Source organism: Halalkaliarchaeum sp. AArc-GB (assembly GCF_031432225.1).
Taxonomy (GTDB): Archaea; Halobacteriota; Halobacteria; order Halobacteriales; family Haloferacaceae; genus Halalkaliarchaeum.
In genome coordinates this window covers 271,794-293,364 of the sequence record NZ_JAVKGM010000001.1, presented here as the reverse complement: position 1 = coordinate 293,364, position 21,571 = coordinate 271,794, and the positions used below count along the sequence as shown (strand labels likewise).

Sequence of the window (21,571 nt, the reverse complement as noted above, 5' to 3'; positions counted from 1 at the left end):
CGACGGTGGTTACTTCATCTAAACTATCAAACGCCTTTCGCCAACCATTCCGCAATATTTACTTTTTCAAGAACATTCGCTCACAACGAAAATAATTGTACACGAATGTAACCATGCGATAAATAGATTTAAATATTGGTGAGTTAGCTATTAGGTAATGGTAGTGAATAACAACCAATCACGGCGTGACGTTTTAAAAACGATTGGAGCAGCTAGTGCAGTTGGGGCCACAGGTATCGCGGGTTGCCTCGGGGACGGTGAGGAAGTCGTCACGATCGGTGCCACGTCGACCGGAAGCTCGACGCAAGCGGCCGCACAGGCGCTCGCGAGGGCCGCAAACCAGCACAGCGAAACTGTCCGCGTCGACCCGCAGGAGACGGGGGGATGGACGGCGAACCTCTACGAGTTCGAAGGTGGAGACATTCCCGCGATGGGAGTCGACAACAACTCGCTTGCAAAGGCCATGGCGGGTGAAGGGCCATTCGAGGACGAACCGGTAGACACGCTTCCGATGCAGGGGTTCATTTTCACGAGCCTAGAGATGTACTGGATGGCCATCGAGGGGTCCGGCATCGAGTCCACACAGGACATCGAGGATGGCGGGTACACGATCTATCCGATTCAGCCCGGGTTCGGGACACGGCTGTTGACACAGGAGGTCATCGAACGCGCGGGATTGTGGGAGCAAAACGACATCAACAACCTGGACACGGGCGACATCGCCGGCGCGGTCGAAGAGGGGCGGATCGACGCGATGGTCGTCTACGGCGCCAACGGGGTCGACCTCACGGGCTGGGCCCAGGAGGTCGACGCCAGGGCGGAGGGCGAACTGTACGCGATTCCGATCCACGACACGTTCGAGGAGGCGATCGACAACACCCCGGGCGCGCTGAAGACGGAGTTCGAACCGTACGGCTGGCTCAACCAGGAGGCGGTCACGAGCCGAACGGACACCGTGACGAGCTGGGCACTGGCGGGTCAGTGGGCGTTCGGACCGGATATCTCGGCGGATGCGACCTACGAGCTCTGCCGACTCGCGGTCGAACACGACGACACGATCCGGGAGTCCGACCCGACGACGCTCGATCACACTCCCGAGAGTATGACCGACGCCGTCATCGCTGACCTCGAAATTCATCCGGGTGTGGCAGACTTCTTCGAGGAGCACGGCGTCTGGGACGACTCGTGGATCCGTGGTGAAGTCTAGACAGCGTCGCGTCGAAGGGCGTCGAACGTCAGTATCGTTCGCTCGATGACACATCGGCGGACACGCCGCTTCCAAATAAGTTCGAATGAAAACTCTCAACACCGATCGCAATCAAAACGTACTCGAGTTCATACTGACGTACGGTTCGATCCTGCTGTGGGCCGTCGTCATATTTTACGCGTACACACAGCTCATCGAACGCGCGCTGTACGGCGTCATGTTTCTTGGCGGAATCCTCCTTTTGTACATCGTCCACGAGTACATGGACGTCTTCGAGGAGGACGACTACCTGTCTGCGATCCTGCTCGGCATTTCTGCGATAATCGTTCTGGTCACCACGGTCTACATTGTCCAGAACTTCCAGATGTTGTTCGTCGAACAGCGGGGGAGGGCAACCGATCTCCAACTCGCACTCGCGGTCGCGTTCACCCTGGCGATGATCTACCTCACCTGGCGGTCGTTCGGGATGACGTTCCTCGTCGTCCTGCTCGCCGGGATCGGCTACGGGCTGTTCGGCCAGTACATTCCCGGCGTTCTCGGTCACGGGGGGATCTCCTGGGGTCGGATGCTCCGTCTCCTCGTCCTCGAAGTCGAGGGGTTTTACGGGTTCTTGAACCGGCTGGTTGCCGCGTGGATCGCGCTGTTCCTGTTGTACGCCGGTCTGCTCAAGGCGTACGGGGCGTTCGACCTGATCCTCAGACTCGCAGTCAGGTCGGCGAAGTACGTCTCTTCCGGCGTCGCCCAGACGGCAGTGATCGCGAGTGCGGTCATCGGTTCGGTCAATGGGAGCCAGACCGCAAACGCCGGAATGACCGGCTCGTTCACGATCCCGATGATGATAGAGAACGGCGTCGAGCCGAAAACTGCCGGCGGAATCGAGTCGGTTGCCTCGACGTCGGGACAGGTCCTGCCGCCCGTCATGGGTGCTGGCGCGTTCATTATGGCGTCGTTGATCACGGGCGTCACGTACATCGACGTCGTCATCGCCGGCCTGATCCCGGCTGCGATCCTCGTCGTCTCCGTCGTGGTCGCGGTCCACTACATCGCTGCCCCACAGATCGAGGACCCGTCGATGGACGACTTCTTCGAGGACAAGAAGACTGCCGTAGAGATCGTTCTGGAGACGCTCAAGTACGGTATTCCACTCGTCGTTCTCATCTACGTCCTCGGCGTCCTGCAGTACACGGTGATGACCGGCGCGCTGTGGACGTCGGTGTCGATGATCATCACTGGCACAACGATTCCCGTTGCGAAGGCAGCCTACGATCGACGAAGTATCTCCGGGGAGATCAGAACCGTCATCGACCAGACGATCGAAGGGTCCCGCGAAGGCGTCGTCGTGCTCGCTCCGGTCGCGATCATCCTCGCGGCGATCAACGGCGTCGTCGACATCCTGATGGCTACCGGCGTGCCGACCGCCGTGTCGCTTGCGCTTTTGGATCTCTCTGGTGGGATCATGATCGTCGCGGTAATCCTCTCGATGGCGATCTGTATCCTGCTCGGGTTGGGCATGCCGACCACGGCGGCGTACACCGTGGTCGCGTTGCTCGTAGCGCCGACGCTGATCAACCAGTTCGACATCCCTCACCTGGCTTCCCATTACTTCGTGTTCTACGCGGCGATCCTCGCGGGGCTTACTCCGCCGATTGCGACGTGTGCTGCGGTGGCGTGTGGAATTGCTGGCGCTGACTTCTGGGAGACGATCTGGGAGGGGCTCAAGATCTCTGCGCCGCTGTACATCCTCCCGTTCACGTTCGTCTACCACCCCGAGATCGTCTCCGGGACCTTCGACGCGACGACGTACAGCATCGGCGTGCTCGCCCTGATCGGCGCGCTGTCGATCATTCACGGGATCAACTACCGGTTTTCGTTCGACCGCACGGTGACTTACGCCGCCCGCGCGGTGTTTTTCGCACTGGGCATCGTGGCGATGGTGTTCCCGAATCTCGTCGTACAGCTCGGTGCAGTTGCAGCGATCGCTCTGCTTTACCTGCTCCAGGCGTTCAAAGGCAAGCCCGATCCCGTCGGCGCGTTCCGATCTTTCTTCAGGAACCTCCTCGGATACATCAACGGCCGTCGAACGGTTCCGGAGGAACAGTAGCTGACTCGCCCGGATTTCGATCACTCTCCGTGGCTGTCCTCCAGGTATCTCACTGAATGAACCAGAACGACCGCCGAATCGTTTTGTTCACTGCCGGATCACACGGCCTCGTTCACACCTACGAGCTGTCGATTCCGATCCTGATGACGATCTGGCTCGTCGAGTTTTCCGTGACTGCGGCCGTTCTGGGGGTGGTCGTCACGCTCGGATACGGGCTGTTCGGCGTCGGTGCGTTACCGGGAGGTATCCTCGTAGACCAGTTCGGATCGAAGCCGTTGATCGTCGCCTCGCTTCTCGGGATGGCGGCGTCGTTCGTCCTCGCGAGCGCGTCTCCGACGTTTCTCACGCTCGCGGTGGCGATCGCCCTGTGGGGGGTGGCGGCCTCCGTCTACCATCCGGCAGGTCTCTCGCTCATCTCGAAGGGTGTTTCGAGTCCGGGAGTGGCGTACGGCTACCACGGGATCGGTGGCAATCTGGGTATCGGCCTCGGTCCGCTGGTCACCGTGCTGTTGCTCTTACAGTTCGGCTGGCGGACGGTCGCTTTGGCACTTGCTGTGCCGACCGTCCTGGTCGTCACCTACGGCCTTGCCGTCGATCTGGACGAGACTGCCGGCATCGACCATACAAAGACGGTAGACGACGGTGAAACGAAGGGGCAACTCACCGTGACCGCGATTACGACCAACACGCGGGCGCTTTTCACAGTCGCGTTCTCGCTTGTCTTCGTGGTCGTCCTGTTGAGCGGTCTCTACTACCGGGCATTTCTCACGTTCCTGCCGGATCTCCTCTCGGATCTGCTCGGCGGACTAGTCGATATCCAGCTGTTCTCGGAGGGGAGCCAGTATGCCGAGGAGTTCGACGTCTCGAGGTATCTCTACGTGGCGATCCTGATGGTCGGCGTCGTCGGGCAGTATCTCGGGGGACGGCTCGCCGATCGGTTCGACCCCGTCCGGGCTCTCTCGACTGCACTGGGGGTGCTTGCCGTCCTGGCGGTGCTTTTCGTCCCCGCAGTCGCCGTCGGATTGCTGCCGTTCCTTGCGGTCGCACTGTTTCTCGGGATCGCACTGTTTACGATCCAGCCGCTCCAGCAGGCCACAGTCGCGAGCTACTCCTCACAGGAAACGCGGGGGCTTTCCTTCGGCTACACGTTCCTGGCCATCTTCGGTGTCGGCGCTCTCGGGGCCGGACTGGCCGGAACTGTACTGACGTACGCCGACGTCGGCGTTCTGTTCGTGGTGCTCGCAGTGATCGCGGGAAGCGGGTCGGCTCTCGCGTTCGCCGTCCGACGCATCGACCGGTGAACGTTCCTCCAGTGGCCAAACCGAGTGGACACCGAATCACTCGGAATCGGTCTCGGGCTGCGGCCCGCCGCCGGTCTGGGCCTCGTGGGCGTTGCTCCACCCGCCAGCGTCGACTATCTCGAACAGCTTCCGCCAGTTTTCGTCGTCCTCGCTTTCCGGCAGCATGTCCCGGAGCTGCCGAAAGTCGGATGTCGGTATCTCCGAGTGGACGAGGTCGACGACGATTCTCGCGTGGTGGGCGGCTTCGGGCGGGTCGACGTTTTCGATCTCGCTTACCCGGTCGATGAACTCCCGCCAGTCGAACCGCTGGCCGTGTTCCTCTACAGCACCGGTCAGGTACCACTTGATCTCCATCGGCAGCGAAGCTGCCAGGTCCTCGGCGTTCTCCTCCGGGATCCGAGAACCCAGCGTCATCAGCGTCGCCCGGATCGCGCGCACTGCACGTCCCGTGTCCGGGAGTTCGAGCCTGTGTTGTACTGTCCCGGTGAATTCATCGAAGTTCATACAATTGATAGAAATCCCGGAACTATCATTAATTTAGGTGTGGGTTCTTGCAGGTTGGGAACGGGGTCACTACCGCCGAATTCTGAGCCGGCTACGCACGCACCACCATCTCGTCCATCGTCCCTATGTACTCCATGTCATCCACCCTTAAGTTATGCCGTCCGGGGTCGGTTGTCAACTCATCTCGAACGAGTTGCCGATGAAAACCTGCCGTCACGTCGATTCGGAAACTTCGACGTCGCTTGCGACTCTCCGTATTCCCGTTTGTCGGGAACCTTCGATCGGTACATGGTGTCACGGGACTAACCATTAGATATGTCCGGGCAGACTCCATTCCAGGATCGAACGGATGCGGGCGAGCGTCTCGCGGCGAAACTCCGCGAGCGCGAGGTCGAGGCCGACCTTGTCCTCGCAATCCCGCGGGGAGGCTTGCCGCTGGGGCGGGCGGTCGCCGACGAACTGGGAGTGCCACTCGACGTCGTCGTCGCCAAGAAGATCGGCGCACCCGGGAACCCGGAGTATGCCATCGGCGCGGTCGCGAGTGACGGGAGCGTCTGGCGCAACGAGGAAGCGTTCCGGGGACGCGAGATCGACGAGGAGTACTTCCAGCGGAAGCGGGAGGAGGAAGCGGAAAACGCGCGGCGAAAAGCCGAGCGATACCGCGAGGGGGGACCCGAACCGGCGGTTGCCGGAAAGCGGGTCGTCCTGGTAGACGACGGGGTAGCAACGGGCTCGACCGCCCGTGCGTGTATCGAACAACTGCGAAACGCTCAAGCCGAACGGATCGTCCTCGCCGTACCGGTCGGGCCACCCGAGACGATCGAGGAACTCGTGCGGATTACCGACGAGGTGGTCTGTCTGGAGAGCCCGGAATATTTTATGGGTGTCGGCGGGTTCTACCGACGGTTCGATCAGGTGTCCGACGAGGAAGCGATGGCGTACCTCGAGTAGCTTTCGGACACTCCCCTCATCGCCGTCGATTCGGACGGAGAGCGGGTGACTCAAAAGAGATACAGCAGGAGCGAAAGTACCCAGCCCAGTCCAGTTATCGTCGACGCCGTGACGTCGGCCGCCGTCGGCTCGATCGGCGGATTGCGAAGGATCGCTTCGTACAGTAAAATCGACGATGCGAGACTTCCGAGTGCGAGCCCCTGATGGAACGCCAGGGGCCCGAGGAGACCCGCGAGGGCACCGAGGGCCAGTACGGCCGGAACGGCCGCGAGGAGTTTGTCGTAGTAGTCGACCATTCCCCGTCTGGAGAGACGGTGCCGAACGGTAACAAACTGCTGTCAATTCTCGCGCTGCCGGAATAGCGTCGCTTCGACAACGACGGAGCAAGAGAGAGTCGTCGGATGGTCGTCTCGATCACGAACCGTCGCGTTCAAACAGCGTCGACGCTGCCCCGCCGGCCCCCGCGAACACCAGTGGATAGACGATCCCCGCGAGGACGACGCCCGCCAGCCGATCGGGTGCAGCGCTGGCGCCGCCGACGGTGATTTCAAAGAGGAACAGCCCTGCGACCGATAGCACCAGGTAGCCGATCACAACGGTCACTCCGGCGATCGCCCCGTCGGTCGGATCCGACGCGCCCCGATAGTAGCCGACGGCCAACCCTGCAAGCAACAGCAGGACGATCGGGACCACGTACAGCAGGACAGCAAAGCCCTCCTCGCCGCCGATGTAGGAGGTGGTGTGGCTACCGACGAAGGGCAGATCACTGAAGACGGTGTTCACGAAGTGGGCGTTGTAAAACACCCACCCGACCATCTCGTAGGTCGCGGGTTCGCCGTCGAGCGCCTCGATAATCTGGTTCAACGGCGAATCCCGTACGCCCGGTGAAACCACGAGATACGTGGCGAGATAGCCGAGCAGCCACGCGAGGAGGCCAGCCGCGGCCCCCTCGACGATCGGAACGCCGCCGACGCCGGAGTCGGAACCGGTAGCCGGGCCCCTCTCGTGAGTTTCTGTTCGAGTATGTTCTTCCGCGTTGTCGTCGGAGGATCTGTTTTGACTCATGGTATCGGATATGGCGGGGTCGTTCGTATCGTTCGATCTCGGCTCACTTCGTTTGGTCGGTCGGCTCGTCACCGCTGCTGTCGGCTGATCCGGTTCCCTCGCCGACAATCTTGTCGGCGATGAGGTCGGCACTCGGGTCGAGTCCGACGTAGAGGCGGCCCACGATGACGACGAGCACCGGGAACGCAACGAGCAGGAACATCGCGTCGTACACCCACCCGAAGTCGTCGAACAGTGGAGTCGCGATCCCGGCCAGCCCGCTGTGTGCCACGAGGATTGCGGCCAACACCACGACCCAGTGGACGACGGACGCGACGTTCTCGACTACCTCGCGCGGGCCATCGAAAGCCAACCGAACGAGCGAGGCGAGCTTCGGGGCGGAGTACACGAGCAGCCCGACGACGGCGACGGTCGCGATCGCGGTTACGACTGCCGCGAACGTCACGGGCGTCTGTGGCACGAGTCGGTCGACTCCGGGCAGAAGCGTCACCAGATACAGGACGAACAACAGTGCCGCAGCCGAAAGCAGGAGCTTGCTCGCAGATCTGACTTCGGTGCGGCCGATCGCCTTTCGGAGGGTCGTCGAATCTAGGTTCATGATCGCAGTCTGTTCGGAAGGCCTGGTAGCTTATAGGTAGTCGAGGCCCTCAAGGCGGATTTGACCGAATTAAGCGGGATTGAACTCGCCCAAAACCCCCGGATAGTTTCTTGCCCCGGGCGTGTGACCGTCCAGCTATGGAGCTCTGGAAGCGCCGAGCGGCGAAAACGATCGTCGCCGTCATCGTGCTGATCCTCGTTACGTCGGTGCTATACCACTACATCATGGTCTCGTTCGAGGGCGAATCACCGACGTATCTCCACTCGCTGCAGGTGGTCATCGAGACCTACACCGGGACTGGCTACGGTTCGGACTCCCCGTGGGACTCCCCCGTGGCGAACGTCTTCGTCTCGCTGATGGATCTATCGACGTTCCTCATCTTGTTCATCGTCGTCCCGTACGTCTTTCGCCCGGTGCTCGAGGAGGCGCTGTCGCCGGAGGTTCCCGCGGAGACTGCTCTCTCGGGGCACGTGGTAATCTCCGGTGCAGTGCAGCAGGGCGAACGGTTGGTGGACGAACTCGAAGCGCGCGGTACCGACTACGTGCTCCTCGAACCCGACGAAGAGCGTGCGCTCGAACTCCACGGTCGAGGGATCACCGTTGTTCACGGCGACCCGACCTCCGCAGAGTCGCTGGAGCGCGCGGGCGTCAACAGGGCGCGGTCAGTCGTCGTCGACACCGTTGACGAACGGACAGCAAGCGCAGTACTCGCCGTCAGGGAAGTCAACGAGGACGTGCGAACGATCGTTCTCGTGAGCGACATCGGGTACGAACAGTACCTCCGGTACGCCGGAGCTGACACAGTCATGACGCCGCGGCACCTCCTCGGCAAGCGGATCGCAGAACGGATCCGGGCGGAAACGCGGTCGGGCGCCAGCGACAGAATCTCACTGGGGGAGGACCTGTGTCTGCTCGAACTGTCCGTGTTCGAGGACAGCCCGATCTGTGGGGAATCGATCGAGTCGATCGACACTGATCTCGATGCCGACGTCAGGATCCTCGGGCTCTGGACGGAGGGTGAGTTCCTCGACGAACCGGCTCCCGATACCGTCGTCGACGAGGACACCGTCCTGCTCGTCGCCGGTCCCACCGACGCGCTCCGGGAGATTGAAGAGGAGACCTACCGGGGCCGTCCGATGGACGCGAAGGCCATCGTCGCAGGGTATGGAGAAGTTGGCGCTACCATCGTCGAGGAACTCGACGAGTTCAGGATCGAGTGTACGGTTATCGACCGAGCGGATCTCGAGGGAGTCGACGTTATCGGTGACGTCACCGACGAGGAGACGCTTCGACGCGCCGGAATCGAAGAGTCGACCGTGCTGGTCCTGGCAATTGCTGACGACGACGAGACGATTCTCGCGACGCTTTTGGCTACGGAGCTATCCTCGGACCTGGACACGCTCGTGCGTATCGCAGATCCGGCGAACGCGACCAAGGTCCGCCGCGCCGGCGCAGATTACGTTTTGAGCCTTCCGGAAATAAGCGGGCGGATACTCGCACTCGAGGTTCTCAGGGAGCAGATACTTTCCTACGACAGACAGATGAAGGTCGTCAGGATCGAGGCAGACGAGTTCGTCGGACGCACAATCGCTGAAACGGAAATCGGCGACTCGGGTCGGCTGGTGATCGCGGTGGAGCGCAACGGGGAACTTGACCCCGACGTTTCCCCCCACTTCGAACTCGAGGAGGGGGATCACCTGCTGGTCGCCGGGACGGATCCGATGATCGACGAAATCGAACCCCACGTGGTAACCGACGAATAACAGGAATTATCCCCCCGTCCAGCGTTGCGCCGACAATGCGCCAGGGACTGCGGGCGAAACTCCACCACGCTCGGGTGACACAGACTGAAAAGGAGTACGAGGGGAGTATCACGATCGATCGGTCGCTGCTGGAGGCGGCCGACATCGCGGTACACGAGAAGGTGCAGGTCGTGAACGTCGACAACGGCGAGCGGTTCGAGACGTACACGATCCCCGGCGACGCCGGCGAGGTCTGTCTCAACGGCGCGGCCGCCCGGCTGGCTGCGGTCGGCGATCGGGTCATCATAATGGCGTACGGCCTGTACGACGACGAGATTCCTGACCCGACGGTCGTCAGGCTCGACGAGACCAACGATCCGGTCGAGTAGTCAAGCCCGTCGAACCGACCGAGTAGTCAAGCTCGACGAACCGACCGAGTAGTCCGGTTCGACGGTCCGGCACAGCTCACCGGACGTACTCGCTCGCGACGACCTCCCGAATCCTGTCTGCCGTGACCTCGCCGACGCCGTCGACCTCACGGAGGTCGTCTTTCTCTGCAGTCATCACGGCTTCGACGCTGCCGAACGCCTCCAGCAGTCCCCTGGCCGTGATCGGACCGATGTCGGCGATCGCGGAGACGACGTACTCCTGCTGTTCGGGAAGCGTTTTGCTCCCCTTCTCCCCGTGGACGCTTACAGCACGGTCGCGGTCCTCCTGTTCCCGCCTGGCGATCGTCTCGAGCATGTTTGCCGTCCCCTCGGCGTCCTCGGTCCGGAGCACGCTCACGTCGAAATCGATCGCCAGACTCGCGAGCGCCCCCCGGATCGCGTTGGGATGGACGTTGCGCGCTCCGTACAGGTCGGTCTCGCCCTCCAATATCACCACCGGTCGCGAGTAGTTGCGAGCCAGGTCGCCGGCCTGGTCGAACAGCGACCGGTCGCCGCCCGTCAACGTATCGAGGAAGTCGTCGACTGACTTCCGCTCGACGGCGACCCGGTCCGACAGCACGTAATCGCCCACCGACAGCGTCTCCAGCCGGGTGTGGATCCCCTCGCGAGTCGAGAGGTCCCGGGCGATGTGAGAGTCGAGTTCGCGCTGGTCGATGACGATTTCGACCCCGTCGTCGCGCTCGGCGGTCGCGACGATTCCGTCCTCCTCGCCCGCACCGCCACTGCTGTCCGCACTGGCGCTACCGCGTTCCTCGTCGTTGTCGTCTCCGGTGGCTCCGTCTTCGGGTGTTTCGCCGTCGCTACTGTCCGCTGGCGTTCCCGACCCGGTTGTGAAATCGGAGAGTCCAGGCTGCCTGTCCCCGTCGTAGTCGCCCTCGGCTTCCTTGCCCACGTGTTCGTCGCCGTTGCCGCCGTCGTCGTCGCCATTGCCGCCGTCGTCGTCGCCATTATCGCCGTCGTTTCCGCCCTCGCCCGGAAGCTCCTTTTGAATCTCGTTGGCCGACTCCTTGAGCTCCCGGAGTTCCGATTCCATCCGCTGTTCCCGCCGCCGGGCGATCCAGAAGAACGCCTCGTCGCGGGTGTCCTTCGCCATCAACACGACCACGCGCCCGGCTGCCTGCCGTCCAGTGCGACCCTTCCGCTGGATCGACCGGATCGCCGTCGGGACTGGCTCGAAGAACAACACGAGGTCAACCTCCGGGACGTCCAGCCCTTCCTCGGCGACCGACGTCGAGACGAGAACCTCGAACTCCCCGTTCCGGAACGCCGAAAGCGTCTCGGCCTGCTGGGTCTGCGTCATGCCGTCCGAGCCCTCCTTGTCGCCCTGTCCGACGAACCGGTGGACGTCGAAATGTTCCCCGAGGAACTCCGTAAGCGCCTCCGCTGTGTCGCGTGACTCTGTAAACACGATGACGCGCTCCCCACCGCCGATGCCCAGGGTTTCGGCCAGCAGAATGCGCGTCCGGGAGAACTTCGGGTGGGTGCCGTCGAACGACTCGGCCTTCCGCATCGCCTCCCTCACTTTCGGCTCCGAGACGAGACGCTGGCTCGCCTTCGAGGCGCCCGACGAACGGGCGGCCTGTCGCTGGCGCTCGAAGTACCGACATAAGGCGTCGACGCTTTGCGTCTCGACGAGTTCGACCGCCCGACGGAGCTTCATCACCTCTGCGTGCGTGGAGATCCCCTTGTAGCCTTCCGACTGGTCGGCGTCCATCATCTTCTGGAGCTTCCCCCGCATCCGGTTGAGCTGCTTCTGTGAGAGGTCCGGGGAGGTCGACTCCGTCACCCCGAGCGACTTCAGCTTCTCCAGCCGGTCTTCGATCACCTCGTTGAGCGCGTCCCGGATCTCGATCACCGTCTCCGGGAGCTCCACTTCGATCCACTCGACGTCCGTGTCGTGTGTGTACTCGTCGACGTCCGCGTCCTCCTCGGTCATCACCGCCACGTTCCCGACGCCGAGGTTCTCACAGACCGTCCGAATCTCCTCGCCGTCGCCGCCGGGGGATGCCGACATCGCCGTGACCAGGGGATCGTCGGCGTCGGCGTGGTACCGCTCGGCGATGTACACGTACGAGTAGTCGCCGGTCGCCCGGTGACATTCGTCGAAGGTGAGGTGTGTGACGTCCGCGAGGTCGATCCGATTGCCGACCAGGTCGTTTTCGATGACCTGCGGCGTTGCGATCACGATCCGGGCGCGCTCGAACAGCTCGCCGCGGTCGTCTGGACTGACCTCGCCGGTGAACACCACGATCTCGTCGTCGGGGATCTCGAGTGCCTGGCGGTAGAACTCGGCGTGCTGTGTCACGAGCGGCTTCGTCGGCGCGAGAAACAGCGCGGTCCCGCCGCGCTCGTGGAGCCGCTCGGCGGTCACGAGCAAACTCACCGTCGTCTTTCCCAGACCGGTCGGCAGACAGACAAGGGTGTGTTCGGACCGCGCCTGGCCGGCCAGTTCGAGCTGGTAGCGGCGGCGCTCGACGAGCCCGGGGGGCAAAAGGGGATGCTCCACGTACGCGACGTCTTCGGTGGCCGCCATCGTCGGGTCTATGGCGGCTTCCTCGAAAAGGGTTCCCCAAGCGCGGCGGAAGTGAACCGGCGGCTACCTCGAACGTCGGTGCAGTCCACGTCCGTCCCCCCGGGGGTTTCGGGTGTCTCGGCCGTCCCCGTCGTCCTCGCTGTCCGAATGGCCGTCCGGGAACGCCGACAGCGTGGGACGTTCGAGCGCCCGTTCCGGTAGTTCCTCGTCGACGAGATCGGCCCATTCGGCGAGCCGCAACCGGCGCGAACGCTGATTCATGGTCGTTTTGAACCATTCAGTCAGTCGTAAAAACCGTTGCGCCGATTCCGTCCGAACGAAAGCACCGGGGAAGAAACCTACAGTTCGCCGAGCTTCCGGAGAAGCTGCCCGCGGTACTCCTCGTCGGCTTTGAATCCCTTCATTTCGAGGACGTTGCGTTCGAGTTTGTCGAGTGCGACGTGGAACGCGTGTTCGGAACCGTATCCCTCGCCCGAGCCGGCGACCTGTCCCTCGCTCGTTCGGAGCCGGATCTGACACTGGAGCAACGGGGTGCCGCGAAGCTTCTCCTTGTGCTCGTGGAACCGCACGTGGGCGTGGTGGACGGCCATCTCCTGGTACTTCTCGGAGACGGATTCGATCGACTCGACGATGTGTTCCCGGGAGATGGTGTCCAGAAGTGCGATGTTGGTGATCTGGACGTCCATCGACTCCTCCTCCGTGAACGTCAGTGCCCTGAGGACGTCCGTCTTCGTCACGACGCCGTCGACGGCGTCGCCGTCGTCGCTGACGATCAGGCCCGCGATGTCGTTTTCGAACATCCGCTCGACGGCGGCTTTCACGGTCTCCTCTGGCGTGGCCGTCAAGACGGGGTTGGACATCAGATCGTAGACGGGGATGTCGAGCATCCGGTCGGTGTCGCCCGACCGGTCGTGCCGTCCGAGCCGGTTCTCGCCCCGGATCACGAACTCGACGATGTCGTGGGTCGTGATCACCCCGGTCAACCGATCGTTCTCGTTGAGCACGGGCAGCCTGGAGATGCCGTTTTCGCGTAGCCGATTGATCGCCTGCCCGACGTGTCCTTCCTCGGTGATCGTGACGACGTCTTTCGTGTAGATCTGCTCGACGGTGATCGCATCCAGGTTGTCGAGTACGGCCTCGAGGATGCCGTCTTCCGTGACGATCCCGTAGAGCTTCTCCCCCTCGTAGACGGGCGCGATCTTGACGTTCCCCTCGACGAGGATCCGCGCAACCTCGCGAACGTGCTCGGTTCGCTTCACCCGCGGGGCGTTTTTCATCACGACCGACGCCTTCGTGTCGTCCTCGATCCGCGACTTGATGAGGTCCCGTTCCCCGATGACTCCTGCGTACTCCCCGTCCTCGGTGACGACGATCCCTTTGGGGTTCTTTTCTTCGAAGATAGACCGAATTTTCCCGAGGCGAGTGGAGGCATCGACCTCGACGTACTCCTCGACAGCAATATCAGTGATATTCATAGCGGTATTCGGCGGTTGGATGCGTGTGGTCTTGAAAGTTGGTTCCTGTCGGCGTCACCTATGAATCTCAGTCGTCCCACCCGATTTGTCCGTCCGGGGAGCCGTCCGGTTCGTTCGTCCCGGTTGTTCCTCTCACTAGCCTGAACCCCAACTCGAGTGTTGTACGTTCCGACACACCGCAACGTATGCGTGGAGGCAACTATTGTGTATCGCTACCAATAAACACGAAATACCCGACGACGGCGATCACCACTGATCGGGGAGCTTTCCGGGTGCGGAAACGTCCACCGTCCCGTTGTCCCGTTTGTTCCATTCGACGGGAGCCCCGAACGTCTCGAGCAGTTTCAGGTGGGTCTCGAGATGCTCGGTGAGCCGCGGTGCTCGGAACGCTCCGCCGGCGACGGCGAGAAACGGGAGCAACTGGTCGGCGAGGTGGACGTCGACGGTCGCTCCGGCGTCGATCGGTTCCTGGAGGGCGTCGACCGCGTCGCGCCCGACCCGTTCTGCGGGAACACCGGGTTCCCCGAGCGCGCTGGTCCCGAACCGACACGTCGGCCCGAATCCGGCGTCGGCCGCTTCCGATGCCGGTGGGTCGGTCCCGGCTTCGTGTTCTGCGACCAGCACGATCACCGCCCCTGTGGCGTCGCTGTCGACGTAGCTCACGGTGCGTTCGAGCACGGTCCAGTCGTCGTCGACCTGTTCGAGTGCGGCGTCGGCGAGGCGCTCTGCGACGTCAGCGTCGGAAAGATCCTCGGAGACAGTCGAAAGCGCCCTGATCCCTCGGCGTTCGCCAGATTCGTCCAATTCGAGCGGTGCAGGGGTTGAAGGGCCGATCGACAGCGTCACGTCCCCGCCGCCAACCGGATAGAATCCGCGCCTCCCGACGTCAACTGACGCCAGCAGTCCCGCCTCACGGAGGAGCGGCAGCTTCACCCGGCGGAGATACGAAAGCGGCGGTGACCATTTCACGTCGGTTCCGCCTGTTACCCGCAGTCGTACTGGTCCCCGAGCGACGAGTGAAAGGGGCAACACCGCGTCGACGACCAGCGGCGCGCTGCCGGCGGTTTCGATCTCGACGGTGTACCGTCCCGGACGTACTTCCCCCGGGACGAACGAGACGGTTCGACTTCCACGTTCGACACCGTCGATCTCCGCGCCTGCGATCGACGACAGCGCCTCGGCAGCGGCGACGTGCTGTGGTTTCAGGCCCGGATTCTCGCGTGCTCCGCGAACGTCCCGTATCTCGACGCGCCGGCCGGTCAGCACCGAAAACGACAGCGCGGACCGGAAGTACTGTCCGCCCCCGACACTTCCGTCCAGCGTCAGCCCCGGTTGTTCGGAATCGCCCATACGGGATTCGCGTTCCGGCACCGACAAAGCCGTGTCGGCGGGGAAAACAGAACGTGTCGCTCGAGCGTGTACCGTCCACTACGATTCGAGGAGGCGAAACGCGGTCCGGGTGTCGCCGTCGAACCGGGAGAGCAACCTGCGGACGTCGCGTTTCACCGTCTCGGTGACGGCGACGTGCACCATCCCCTCACCGGGCTGTCCGTACACCACGCTCGATCCGACGGGGACCGCGAGCACGGCGGGAAGCGCCGCGAGGTCCTCCTCGCCGTCGACGCGAAGGATCGTGGGGTTCGGCGAGGAAAGTCCCTCGTGGAGCGCCTCGAGCAGTTCGCGGCGCAACACTGCGGCGGGGTTTTCGACCGTTCGGCTGTCGGCGTCGTTGCTCGCCCCCTCGATCGCCTCGAGCACGGGCTCGGGTGCGGTTTCCCGTTCCGTCCGCCCGTCGACCACCGCGAGGTCCGGACGACGGCCGGCGTCCAGCAGGTGGGCGGTGACGACGTCGCCGACTGCGACGAGCCTCGGTGTCCGAGTGACGGACTCGGTGGCGCCGTCGGGCTCACTCTCGTCGCCCTCCCGGTCGGCGTGCTCGGTGGCGAACTCGTCGATCGCAGCAAGTAGCTCGTTCGCGTCGGTGTAAATCGGCCCGAGCGGGTCCTTCAGCTCGGGTCGAAGTTCGTCCGGAAGACCCAACAGGGGGGCGCCGGTACCGCCGTCGGACAGGAGGTCGACCACGGCGGACACCTACCGGACTTTCAGGGCGTAACTTCCGGGTTCGGTGACGTTCATCTCGTCGGCGATCTCGCTTTGTTCGGGGTGGGTGATGACGACGTAGCCGGCCCAGTCTTCCGTCAGCGACGAGGAGCCACACAGCTTGCAGCTCTGGGCGTCGCCGTGGTTGACGAAGTGACACTCCCGACACGCGAGGCGATCGGAGGCCATCTATTCGTCCCCCGCCGAGGCTTCGCCCTCCTGCTCGCGGCGACGGCGGGCCTTCTCGAGCCACTCGTGTTTGCCCAGTCCGGGCTGTTTCGCCGTCAGACCGATCTTCGAGTCTCGGGGGTTCCGCTCGTCGATACTCTTGGTGACGATCCGGACGCGGACGGGATCGTCGACCCCGAGCGACTGGTCCGACTCGCTGGAGGCGAGCTGCTGGTTCGCTCCGTCGTAGGCGAGATACTCGTCGGAGATCTGCGAGACGTGCAACAGCCCGTCGACCGGACCGATACCGACGAAGGCGCCGAACTCGACCACCTCGACGACGGTGCCGTCGACGACCTCCTGCATCTCCGGATCGTAGGTGATGGCGTCGAACTCCGCCTCGTAGTACACTCCCGGACGGTTCGGCAGCACGGCGCCGTCGCCGATGTCGTGCACGTCGACGACGCTCACGACGCTCCCGACGTCCTCGTCCATTCGTCCCTCGAGCTTCTCCTGCAACAGGGCCTTCACCCGCTGGGGGGTGACGTCCGCCAGATGTTTCGGCGGAACTTCGACCGTGTCCTTGAGTCGTACGCGTTTGTACATTGATCAGATACCTCGCATTCCTGTGACGTTCGTCATCTCGTACCGTTCGTCTCCCCGTGACCGTCTACCTGTAGGGTTGCTGTCTCGTCGCCGCCGTATAACCTCCCTGGTTTCCGCGGATCGCTGCGTACCGCCTCGCTTCTGGCGACGCCGAACCGCCGCCGACGGGCTCGGCCTCACGGCTCCGTTATTGCCAGTGTGTTCCGACCCCTTAAACCGATTACTGGAACACCCGAGTCCAGGAGCCGGTCCCGCAGGGGGAGATCGTTGGTCACCGCGTACGCGCCCTCGGCGACTGCCAGCTCTAACACGGCGTCGTCGGCGTAGCGGGCCTCCGTCTCCCGGACGTCGCACCGTTTCGAGAGGTCCAGTCCGACACTGGCGGCTGTCGCCTCCTCGCCGGCGCCCGAGGCGAGCGACTCCAGCTCCGCGACCACCGGCTGCGGCGCGAGCGGATCGACCTCGCCGAGGAGTCGATCGAGTTCCTCGAACACGCGAACGCCACACTCCACGGGCATCATCAGGGAGCTCGTGTCCATCACGACGGTGGCCACGGGTTCTCACACTCACGTTCACTTGAGCGTCCCGACGCCGATGAGCCGCCACCGGGCACCGACGCGCCGGTTGATCGCGATCTTGGCGCCGTCTTCGGCACAGACGGGACGCTTGAGGTTTACCTCACACTCCCCGCCACGGGCGCTCGTCACCGCGCCGACCGTCGTGGCGGTGCCGACGGTGAGCATGAGCGGTTCACCGGTGGAGATTTCCTCGACGTTACCGTCGCCGTCGCCCTCGCCGACGACCCGATCGAGCAGTTCGACGTCCATCTCGAACGACTCGCGGGTCGGCGGGAGCGTGCCGGGCTCGCCGGCGACCTGTCCGGCGAGGGCGTCGCCTTTGGTGAGGCTCGGATCCAGCCCGGTGCCGACGCCGAGCAGCCCACCCGGCGACGCTTCCTCGACTGGGGATCCCCCGGCCTGCAGCGACCGGACGGTCGTCTCGAGGGAGCGCCACTCGGACTGTCCCCCTTCCTCGACCTGTCGACCGGGTCGGAGCTCCAGTTCGTCGCCGACCGACAGGGTGCCACGCACGAGCGACCCGCCGACGACGCCGCCGACCAGGTCCTCGTGGGTCGCGCCCGGCCGGTTGATGTCGAACGAGCGGGCCGCGAACATCCGCGGGGACAGATCGGGGTCCCGGTCCGGCGTGGGAATCTCCTCTTCGACCGCCTGGATGAGCAGGTCCATGTTCACGTTCTGCTGGGCGCTCACCGGGACGATCGGCGATCCCTCGGCGACGGTTCCCTCGATGAACCCCTGGATCTGTTCGTAGTGATCGACCGCCCGATCTCGATCGACGAGGTCGATCTTGTTCTGGGCGACGACGATGTTGTCGATGCCGATGATGTCCAGCGCCATCAGGTGCTCTTCGGTCTGCGCCTGGGGGACGTCTTCGGTGGCGCTGACCACCAGCACGGCGCCGTCCATGATCGCGGCGCCCGAAAGCATCGTCGCCATCAGGGTCTCGTGGCCCGGCGCGTCGACGAACGACACCGTACGCAGGGGCTCGCTTTCCTCCCCGTCGGGGCACTCCTCTTCGACTGTGTATCGTTCCGGTTCGTCCATCCCCGGGCACTCGCGGAACGTCGCGTCCGCGTACCCGAGCCGTATGGAGATACCGCGTTTCATCTCCTCGGAGTGCTGGTCGGTCCACGACCCCGACAGCGCCTGTACGAGCGTCGTTTTGCCGTGGTCGACGTGGCCGACCAGTCCGATGTTCACCTCCGGTTGTTTGTGGTTTCGTGTCACCGTGTACCTCCTGGAGTAATCTTGTGCGTGATTCGCTCTCTGCGAGTGATAAAGTTGCTGTTATGGATCTCCCGTCGGGCACTGGACGCGGGCGGGCCGGTGGCGAAATCCGCCGGCTGTCACTCCGCGGTCGGATCGGCGACCCGACCGTAAAACAGCAGCGCGTCTGTGGGCCGGTCGCGGATCAGGAACAGGAACGGTCTGTCGGCGACGAATTCGAAGGGATCCGCCGGCGCCGAATCCGCGGAGACGACGACCGCCGTTGCAGCGGCTGCTTCGGTTCCCTCTTCGTCGACTGCGACGTAGCTGTCGTGGTACACGTCGTCGACGAACAGGTTCTCGCCGCCTGCGGCGGGGTCGTCGGGATCGTACATCCCCGTGAGGTCGGCCTCGTCCGGGTCGAACGCTTCGACCATCCCCAGTTCTTCGAGGGCGGGCCGCAGCTGGAAGCCGGACTCGAACTCGAATCGGGGGAGTTCGACCCGTCCCTCCCGTCGGTCCAGGTCCTCGAGGATGGCGGCGAGATCGTCGCCGTCGAAGCTGGCCGCGACCGATTCGAATGCGCCCTCCTCGGGGAGGACGACCAGCATGGAGACGTCGTCTCCCACGTACGGAAGCTCGACCGATTTTACGTCACCGCCGGACAGGTCGGTCTGCGCGTACGGGACGCTGATCTCCGTGTGGCGCATCATCGGGACCTCGACCGACTCGTCCTCGAGTGTAGTGAACGGCCCGATCTCGGTCGCCTGTTCTTCGAACGGCTCGGCCCAGTTGGCCTGGAAGTAGATGGCGTTTGTCAACACCAGCCGGGTGAGTTCGTCCAGCGCACCCTGCGGGAGTAGCTCGTCGATCCGGTCTTCGGTCTGGCCGGCCACCCACTCGTTTATGTCCTCGCGGGCGCCGTCCGCGTCGCTCACGTAATCCACCTCGCGAAGCCCCGCGCCGTAGAAGGTCTCGAGCAGGTCCAGATACTCCTCGCGGAACGGGTAGCTCTCTTGCCCCCAGATCGCGTTGACGATCGACAGTTCGAACGGGACGGGATCGTCTTCCTCGTCGTACGCCGACGGGAGGTCCTCCGGGTCGATCGCTTCACCACGTTCGTTCAGCCGGGACAGCAGCTCGGCGATCGCCCCGTGGAGCGCCTCGTTCGGGACGTCGGTTCCAGCGTCTTCGTCACCGTCGTTTCCGTCAGTGTCGTCATTCCCAGCGTCCCCGGCGGTATCGGCGTCGCCCAGGTCGTATCGCAACGCTGCACGCATTTCTTCCCGCGTCACTCCCCTGGCCCCGGCGTACGTCATCGCAAGGGCCGTCGACACCGACAGCGGGGACGCAAACAGGTTGGGGGCTCCGTCTTCGTCGGCAGCGTGGGAAAGTCGGTCGAACAGGTCGAACGTGAACCCGTTGGCGTTCCGAATCGTCGTCGCGAGCGTTTCGTCGTCCACGTCCGGGAGCGGTCCGGCGGGGGTCATCGAGCCACCGTTGTCGCCGGGACCGTCGCCGACACAGCCGGCGATCCCCCCGACGGCGAGGGCGGCAGACACGGCGAGCAGGCGTCGTCGGTTCATGGTAACAGGTTCGCTCCGTCTACTTGAATCCCTTCTGTAGGCACAAAGGCCGATTTCACACATCCCATCAGCAGGAATCCGGCCTGGCGTCGGGTGTGCGTTGGCCAGCGATATGGCTACAACCGATTCCGATAGATCTCGCCGAACGCCTGCCGTCGAACCGTCGCAATCGCAGCCTCCCGAGCGTCCTGGAAGGTCGCCGCAACGACCCGCTTTGCGAACGGTGCGGCGTGCCAGACGACCCGGTCGACGTTCTCCCCGCCGACGAGCCGGCTGTCGTACGACGGTCGCTCCCCACACCACTCCTCGAACTCCTCGCGGCTCCCGATCCGGACCGAAAGCAGAGACGCGAACAGCGCGTCCCGGGCGGTCTCGACGACGTCGCTCGTCACGCGTGATTCGTATTCGGCACTGTCGAACTCCATCGCGCTGGCCGTCTCGCGAACGATAACTTTCGCCGCGGGGCCGGCCTCCCTGTAGGCTTCCTGCGCCTCCTCGATCGTCTCGGGTTCGTACACTCCCGTCGTCTCCATGGGTTCTCCTCGGGACGGGGATTCAAAAGGCCCGTCGGTCAGTCCTGGATGTCATTGCTGTCGTTTTCGTCGCCGTCGCTATCAGCGTCCGCTTTCTCATCCTCTTGCGTCGCCACTTTTTCTTCCTCGTCGTCCATCATCGCTCGGGTGAGCGCCTGCGCCTCCTGCAGGATCGCTGCGGCCTCGTCGTCGAATCCGCCGCCCCTTGAAGCAGGGCGACGCCGCTCGCGGGTCGGAACCGACTCCCCGTGGGAGTGCGTCTGCTCCACTTCGGGGCCCTCGGTCTCGGACGCCTTCTCGACGATCACCTCGGCCAGTTCCTCGGGGCCGCAGTCGCCCCACCCCGGCGCGTGCTCCTCGAGCCACGCCTCGTGGTCGTCGCCGTGAAGCATCGCCGTAAACGCCAGGTGATGTGCGAGGTGTTCGCCGCCGGGCTGTGTGACCGCGCAGACTGGACACGCGTATCCCATCGTCCGTCCGATGGCGCTCGACGCTGAAAACCGTTGTCCGCGCAGTCGGCGGCACGTTTACGATTGATAGGCCCGAACGGGACGACATGACAGTTATCGCCCTGTTGAGCGTCGCACCGGTGACCGAAGAGAGCATGTCTGGCGAGGTAGCGAAGGCCGTTGCCGCCCTCGACGACTTCGCCGTGAGCTACGAGACGAATCCGATGGGCACAGTGGTCGAGGCCGACGACGTCGACACTCTGCTCGATGCGGTTGCCGCAGCCCACAAGGCGGTCGACGGGGACCGGGTGAGCACCTTTCTCAAGATCGACGACAAACGGACGCGGGACCAGCGCGCGAGCGAAAAAGTCGAGGCAGTCGAACGCGAACTCGGTCGCCCCGCGAAATCGGAGTGA

Annotated in this window: 22 protein-coding genes and 1 pseudogene; 7 read left to right on the top strand and 16 right to left on the bottom strand. The window is 63.7% G+C overall.

What is annotated here, in order from left to right; all coding sequences use genetic code 11:
• Positions 1-157 precede the first annotated feature (157 nt).
• From RH858_RS01555 to RH858_RS01545, 3 genes are all read left to right on the top strand, one after another.
• Positions 158-1,207 (top strand): TAXI family TRAP transporter solute-binding subunit, encoded by a 1,050-nt coding sequence (locus RH858_RS01555; protein WP_310560998.1) that lies wholly within the window; start codon positions 158-160, stop codon positions 1,205-1,207.
• Between the two features lie 85 nt (positions 1,208-1,292).
• Positions 1,293-3,308 (top strand): TRAP transporter fused permease subunit, encoded by a 2,016-nt coding sequence (locus RH858_RS01550; RefSeq protein WP_310560996.1) that lies wholly within the window; start codon positions 1,293-1,295, stop codon positions 3,306-3,308.
• A gap of 56 nt (positions 3,309-3,364) precedes the next feature.
• On the top strand, positions 3,365-4,609 hold the full coding sequence (locus RH858_RS01545; RefSeq protein ID WP_259533465.1) for an MFS transporter: 1,245 nt from the start codon (positions 3,365-3,367) through the stop codon (positions 4,607-4,609).
• A 36-nt stretch (positions 4,610-4,645) separates the two neighbouring features.
• Here RH858_RS01545 and RH858_RS01540 read toward each other — a convergent pair whose 3' ends face one another.
• The gene (locus tag RH858_RS01540) at positions 4,646-5,113 is read right to left on the bottom strand and encodes a DUF2267 domain-containing protein (protein ID WP_310560995.1); all 468 of its coding nucleotides are present in this window, start codon (positions 5,111-5,113) and stop codon (positions 4,646-4,648) included.
• Positions 5,114-5,428: 315 nt separating this feature from the next.
• Here RH858_RS01540 and RH858_RS01535 point away from each other — a divergent pair, with 315 nt between their 5' ends.
• Positions 5,429-6,064, top strand: a complete 636-nt coding sequence (locus tag RH858_RS01535; RefSeq protein ID WP_259533463.1) for a phosphoribosyltransferase family protein — start codon at positions 5,429-5,431, stop codon at positions 6,062-6,064.
• Between the two features lie 50 nt (positions 6,065-6,114).
• On the opposite strand, the gene RH858_RS01530 is transcribed toward RH858_RS01535, so the two are convergent.
• The 3 genes from RH858_RS01530 to RH858_RS01520 all read right to left on the bottom strand — a co-directional run bounded on the left by RH858_RS01530 (position 6,115) and on the right by RH858_RS01520 (position 7,727).
• Positions 6,115-6,360 carry a hypothetical protein gene (locus tag RH858_RS01530; protein WP_259533461.1) on the bottom strand — a complete coding sequence of 82 codons (246 nt, stop codon included), beginning with the start codon at positions 6,358-6,360 and terminating at the stop codon, positions 6,115-6,117.
• Between the two features lie 118 nt (positions 6,361-6,478).
• Positions 6,479-7,129, bottom strand: coding sequence for a transporter (locus tag RH858_RS01525; RefSeq protein WP_310560993.1), 651 nt, complete (start codon positions 7,127-7,129; stop codon positions 6,479-6,481).
• A gap of 43 nt (positions 7,130-7,172) precedes the next feature.
• The gene (locus tag RH858_RS01520) at positions 7,173-7,727 is read right to left on the bottom strand and encodes a hypothetical protein (RefSeq protein WP_310560992.1); all 555 of its coding nucleotides are present in this window, start codon (positions 7,725-7,727) and stop codon (positions 7,173-7,175) included.
• Between the two features lie 137 nt (positions 7,728-7,864).
• Here RH858_RS01520 and RH858_RS01515 point away from each other — a divergent pair, with 137 nt between their 5' ends.
• Both RH858_RS01515 and panD read left to right on the top strand, forming a co-directional pair.
• A complete protein-coding gene (locus RH858_RS01515) occupies positions 7,865-9,490 on the top strand; it encodes an NAD-binding protein (protein WP_259533458.1) in 1,626 nt (541 codons plus the stop codon).
• 35 nt (positions 9,491-9,525) lie between these two features.
• On the top strand, positions 9,526-9,858 hold the full coding sequence (gene panD / locus RH858_RS01510; protein WP_259533457.1) for an aspartate 1-decarboxylase: 333 nt from the start codon (positions 9,526-9,528) through the stop codon (positions 9,856-9,858).
• A gap of 76 nt (positions 9,859-9,934) precedes the next feature.
• On the opposite strand, the gene RH858_RS01505 is transcribed toward panD, so the two are convergent.
• From RH858_RS01505 to RH858_RS01450, 12 genes and pseudogenes are all read right to left on the bottom strand, one after another.
• Positions 9,935-12,451, bottom strand: a complete 2,517-nt coding sequence (locus tag RH858_RS01505; protein WP_310560990.1) for a DEAD/DEAH box helicase — start codon at positions 12,449-12,451, stop codon at positions 9,935-9,937.
• 63 nt (positions 12,452-12,514) lie between these two features.
• Positions 12,515-12,712 carry a hypothetical protein gene (locus RH858_RS01500; RefSeq protein WP_259533454.1) on the bottom strand — a complete coding sequence of 66 codons (198 nt, stop codon included), beginning with the start codon at positions 12,710-12,712 and terminating at the stop codon, positions 12,515-12,517.
• A 77-nt stretch (positions 12,713-12,789) separates the two neighbouring features.
• Positions 12,790-13,926 carry a CBS domain-containing protein gene (locus tag RH858_RS01495; protein WP_259533453.1) on the bottom strand — a complete coding sequence of 379 codons (1,137 nt, stop codon included), beginning with the start codon at positions 13,924-13,926 and terminating at the stop codon, positions 12,790-12,792.
• Positions 13,927-14,172: 246 nt separating this feature from the next.
• Positions 14,173-15,276, bottom strand: a complete 1,104-nt coding sequence (gene rtcA / locus RH858_RS01490) for an RNA 3'-terminal phosphate cyclase (RefSeq protein WP_259533447.1) — start codon at positions 15,274-15,276, stop codon at positions 14,173-14,175.
• A 64-nt stretch (positions 15,277-15,340) separates the two neighbouring features.
• Positions 15,341-15,969 (bottom strand): annotated as a pseudogene (locus RH858_RS01485) (GTP-dependent dephospho-CoA kinase family protein); the annotation flags it as partial.
• Positions 15,970-16,017: 48 nt separating this feature from the next.
• Positions 16,018-16,215, bottom strand: coding sequence for a transcription elongation factor subunit Spt4 (spt4, locus tag RH858_RS01480; RefSeq protein WP_259533446.1), 198 nt, complete (start codon positions 16,213-16,215; stop codon positions 16,018-16,020).
• On the bottom strand, positions 16,216-16,800 hold the full coding sequence (locus RH858_RS01475) for a DNA-directed RNA polymerase (protein ID WP_259533445.1): 585 nt from the start codon (positions 16,798-16,800) through the stop codon (positions 16,216-16,218).
• Between the two features lie 176 nt (positions 16,801-16,976).
• Entirely contained in the window at positions 16,977-17,339 is a 363-nt protein-coding gene (locus tag RH858_RS01470; protein WP_310560989.1) for a twitching motility protein PilT, read from the bottom strand.
• A gap of 33 nt (positions 17,340-17,372) precedes the next feature.
• Positions 17,373-18,608, bottom strand: a complete 1,236-nt coding sequence (locus RH858_RS01465; protein ID WP_259533441.1) for a translation initiation factor IF-2 subunit gamma — start codon at positions 18,606-18,608, stop codon at positions 17,373-17,375.
• Between the two features lie 119 nt (positions 18,609-18,727).
• A complete protein-coding gene (locus tag RH858_RS01460; protein WP_310560988.1) occupies positions 18,728-20,173 on the bottom strand; it encodes a serpin family protein in 1,446 nt (481 codons plus the stop codon).
• 116 nt (positions 20,174-20,289) lie between these two features.
• Positions 20,290-20,706: a DUF5809 family protein gene (locus tag RH858_RS01455; protein WP_259533439.1), complete on the bottom strand. Its 417-nt coding sequence runs from the start codon at positions 20,704-20,706 to the stop codon at positions 20,290-20,292.
• Between the two features lie 38 nt (positions 20,707-20,744).
• Positions 20,745-21,176 (bottom strand): DUF5810 domain-containing protein, encoded by a 432-nt coding sequence (locus RH858_RS01450; RefSeq protein WP_259533438.1) that lies wholly within the window; start codon positions 21,174-21,176, stop codon positions 20,745-20,747.
• 86 nt (positions 21,177-21,262) lie between these two features.
• On the opposite strand from RH858_RS01450, the gene RH858_RS01445 reads away from it, so the two are divergent.
• A complete protein-coding gene (locus tag RH858_RS01445; RefSeq protein ID WP_259533437.1) occupies positions 21,263-21,571 on the top strand; it encodes an MTH1187 family thiamine-binding protein in 309 nt (102 codons plus the stop codon).

Bases quoted from the DNA above. Each gene is read 5' to 3' on its own strand.
- RH858_RS01515 (WP_259533458.1), top strand. From the start codon at position 7,865: ATGGAGCTCTGGAAGCGCCGAGCGGCGAAAACGATCGTCGCCGTCATC.
- spt4 (WP_259533446.1), bottom strand. From the start codon at position 16,215: ATGGCCTCCGATCGCCTCGCGTGTCGGGAGTGTCACTTCGTCAACCAC.
- RH858_RS01525 (WP_310560993.1), bottom strand. From the start codon at position 7,129: ATGAGTCAAAACAGATCCTCCGACGACAACGCGGAAGAACATACTCGA.
- RH858_RS01535 (WP_259533463.1), top strand. From the start codon at position 5,429: ATGTCCGGGCAGACTCCATTCCAGGATCGAACGGATGCGGGCGAGCGT.
- RH858_RS01500 (WP_259533454.1), bottom strand. From the start codon at position 12,712: ATGAATCAGCGTTCGCGCCGGTTGCGGCTCGCCGAATGGGCCGATCTC.
- RH858_RS01520 (WP_310560992.1), bottom strand. From the start codon at position 7,727: ATGAACCTAGATTCGACGACCCTCCGAAAGGCGATCGGCCGCACCGAA.
- RH858_RS01550 (WP_310560996.1), top strand. From the start codon at position 1,293: ATGAAAACTCTCAACACCGATCGCAATCAAAACGTACTCGAGTTCATA.
- panD (WP_259533457.1), top strand. From the start codon at position 9,526: ATGCGCCAGGGACTGCGGGCGAAACTCCACCACGCTCGGGTGACACAG.
- RH858_RS01545 (WP_259533465.1), top strand. From the start codon at position 3,365: ATGAACCAGAACGACCGCCGAATCGTTTTGTTCACTGCCGGATCACAC.
- rtcA (WP_259533447.1), bottom strand. From the start codon at position 15,276: ATGGGCGATTCCGAACAACCGGGGCTGACGCTGGACGGAAGTGTCGGG.
- RH858_RS01530 (WP_259533461.1), bottom strand. From the start codon at position 6,360: ATGGTCGACTACTACGACAAACTCCTCGCGGCCGTTCCGGCCGTACTG.
- RH858_RS01475 (WP_259533445.1), bottom strand. From the start codon at position 16,800: ATGTACAAACGCGTACGACTCAAGGACACGGTCGAAGTTCCGCCGAAA.
- RH858_RS01555 (WP_310560998.1), top strand. From the start codon at position 158: ATGGTAGTGAATAACAACCAATCACGGCGTGACGTTTTAAAAACGATT.
- RH858_RS01495 (WP_259533453.1), bottom strand. From the start codon at position 13,926: ATGAATATCACTGATATTGCTGTCGAGGAGTACGTCGAGGTCGATGCC.
- RH858_RS01460 (WP_310560988.1), bottom strand. From the start codon at position 20,173: ATGAACCGACGACGCCTGCTCGCCGTGTCTGCCGCCCTCGCCGTCGGG.
- RH858_RS01445 (WP_259533437.1), top strand. From the start codon at position 21,263: ATGACAGTTATCGCCCTGTTGAGCGTCGCACCGGTGACCGAAGAGAGC.
- RH858_RS01505 (WP_310560990.1), bottom strand. From the start codon at position 12,451: ATGGCGGCCACCGAAGACGTCGCGTACGTGGAGCATCCCCTTTTGCCC.
- RH858_RS01450 (WP_259533438.1), bottom strand. From the start codon at position 21,176: ATGGGATACGCGTGTCCAGTCTGCGCGGTCACACAGCCCGGCGGCGAA.
- RH858_RS01455 (WP_259533439.1), bottom strand. From the start codon at position 20,706: ATGGAGACGACGGGAGTGTACGAACCCGAGACGATCGAGGAGGCGCAG.
- RH858_RS01470 (WP_310560989.1), bottom strand. From the start codon at position 17,339: ATGGACACGAGCTCCCTGATGATGCCCGTGGAGTGTGGCGTTCGCGTG.
- RH858_RS01540 (WP_310560995.1), bottom strand. From the start codon at position 5,113: ATGAACTTCGATGAATTCACCGGGACAGTACAACACAGGCTCGAACTC.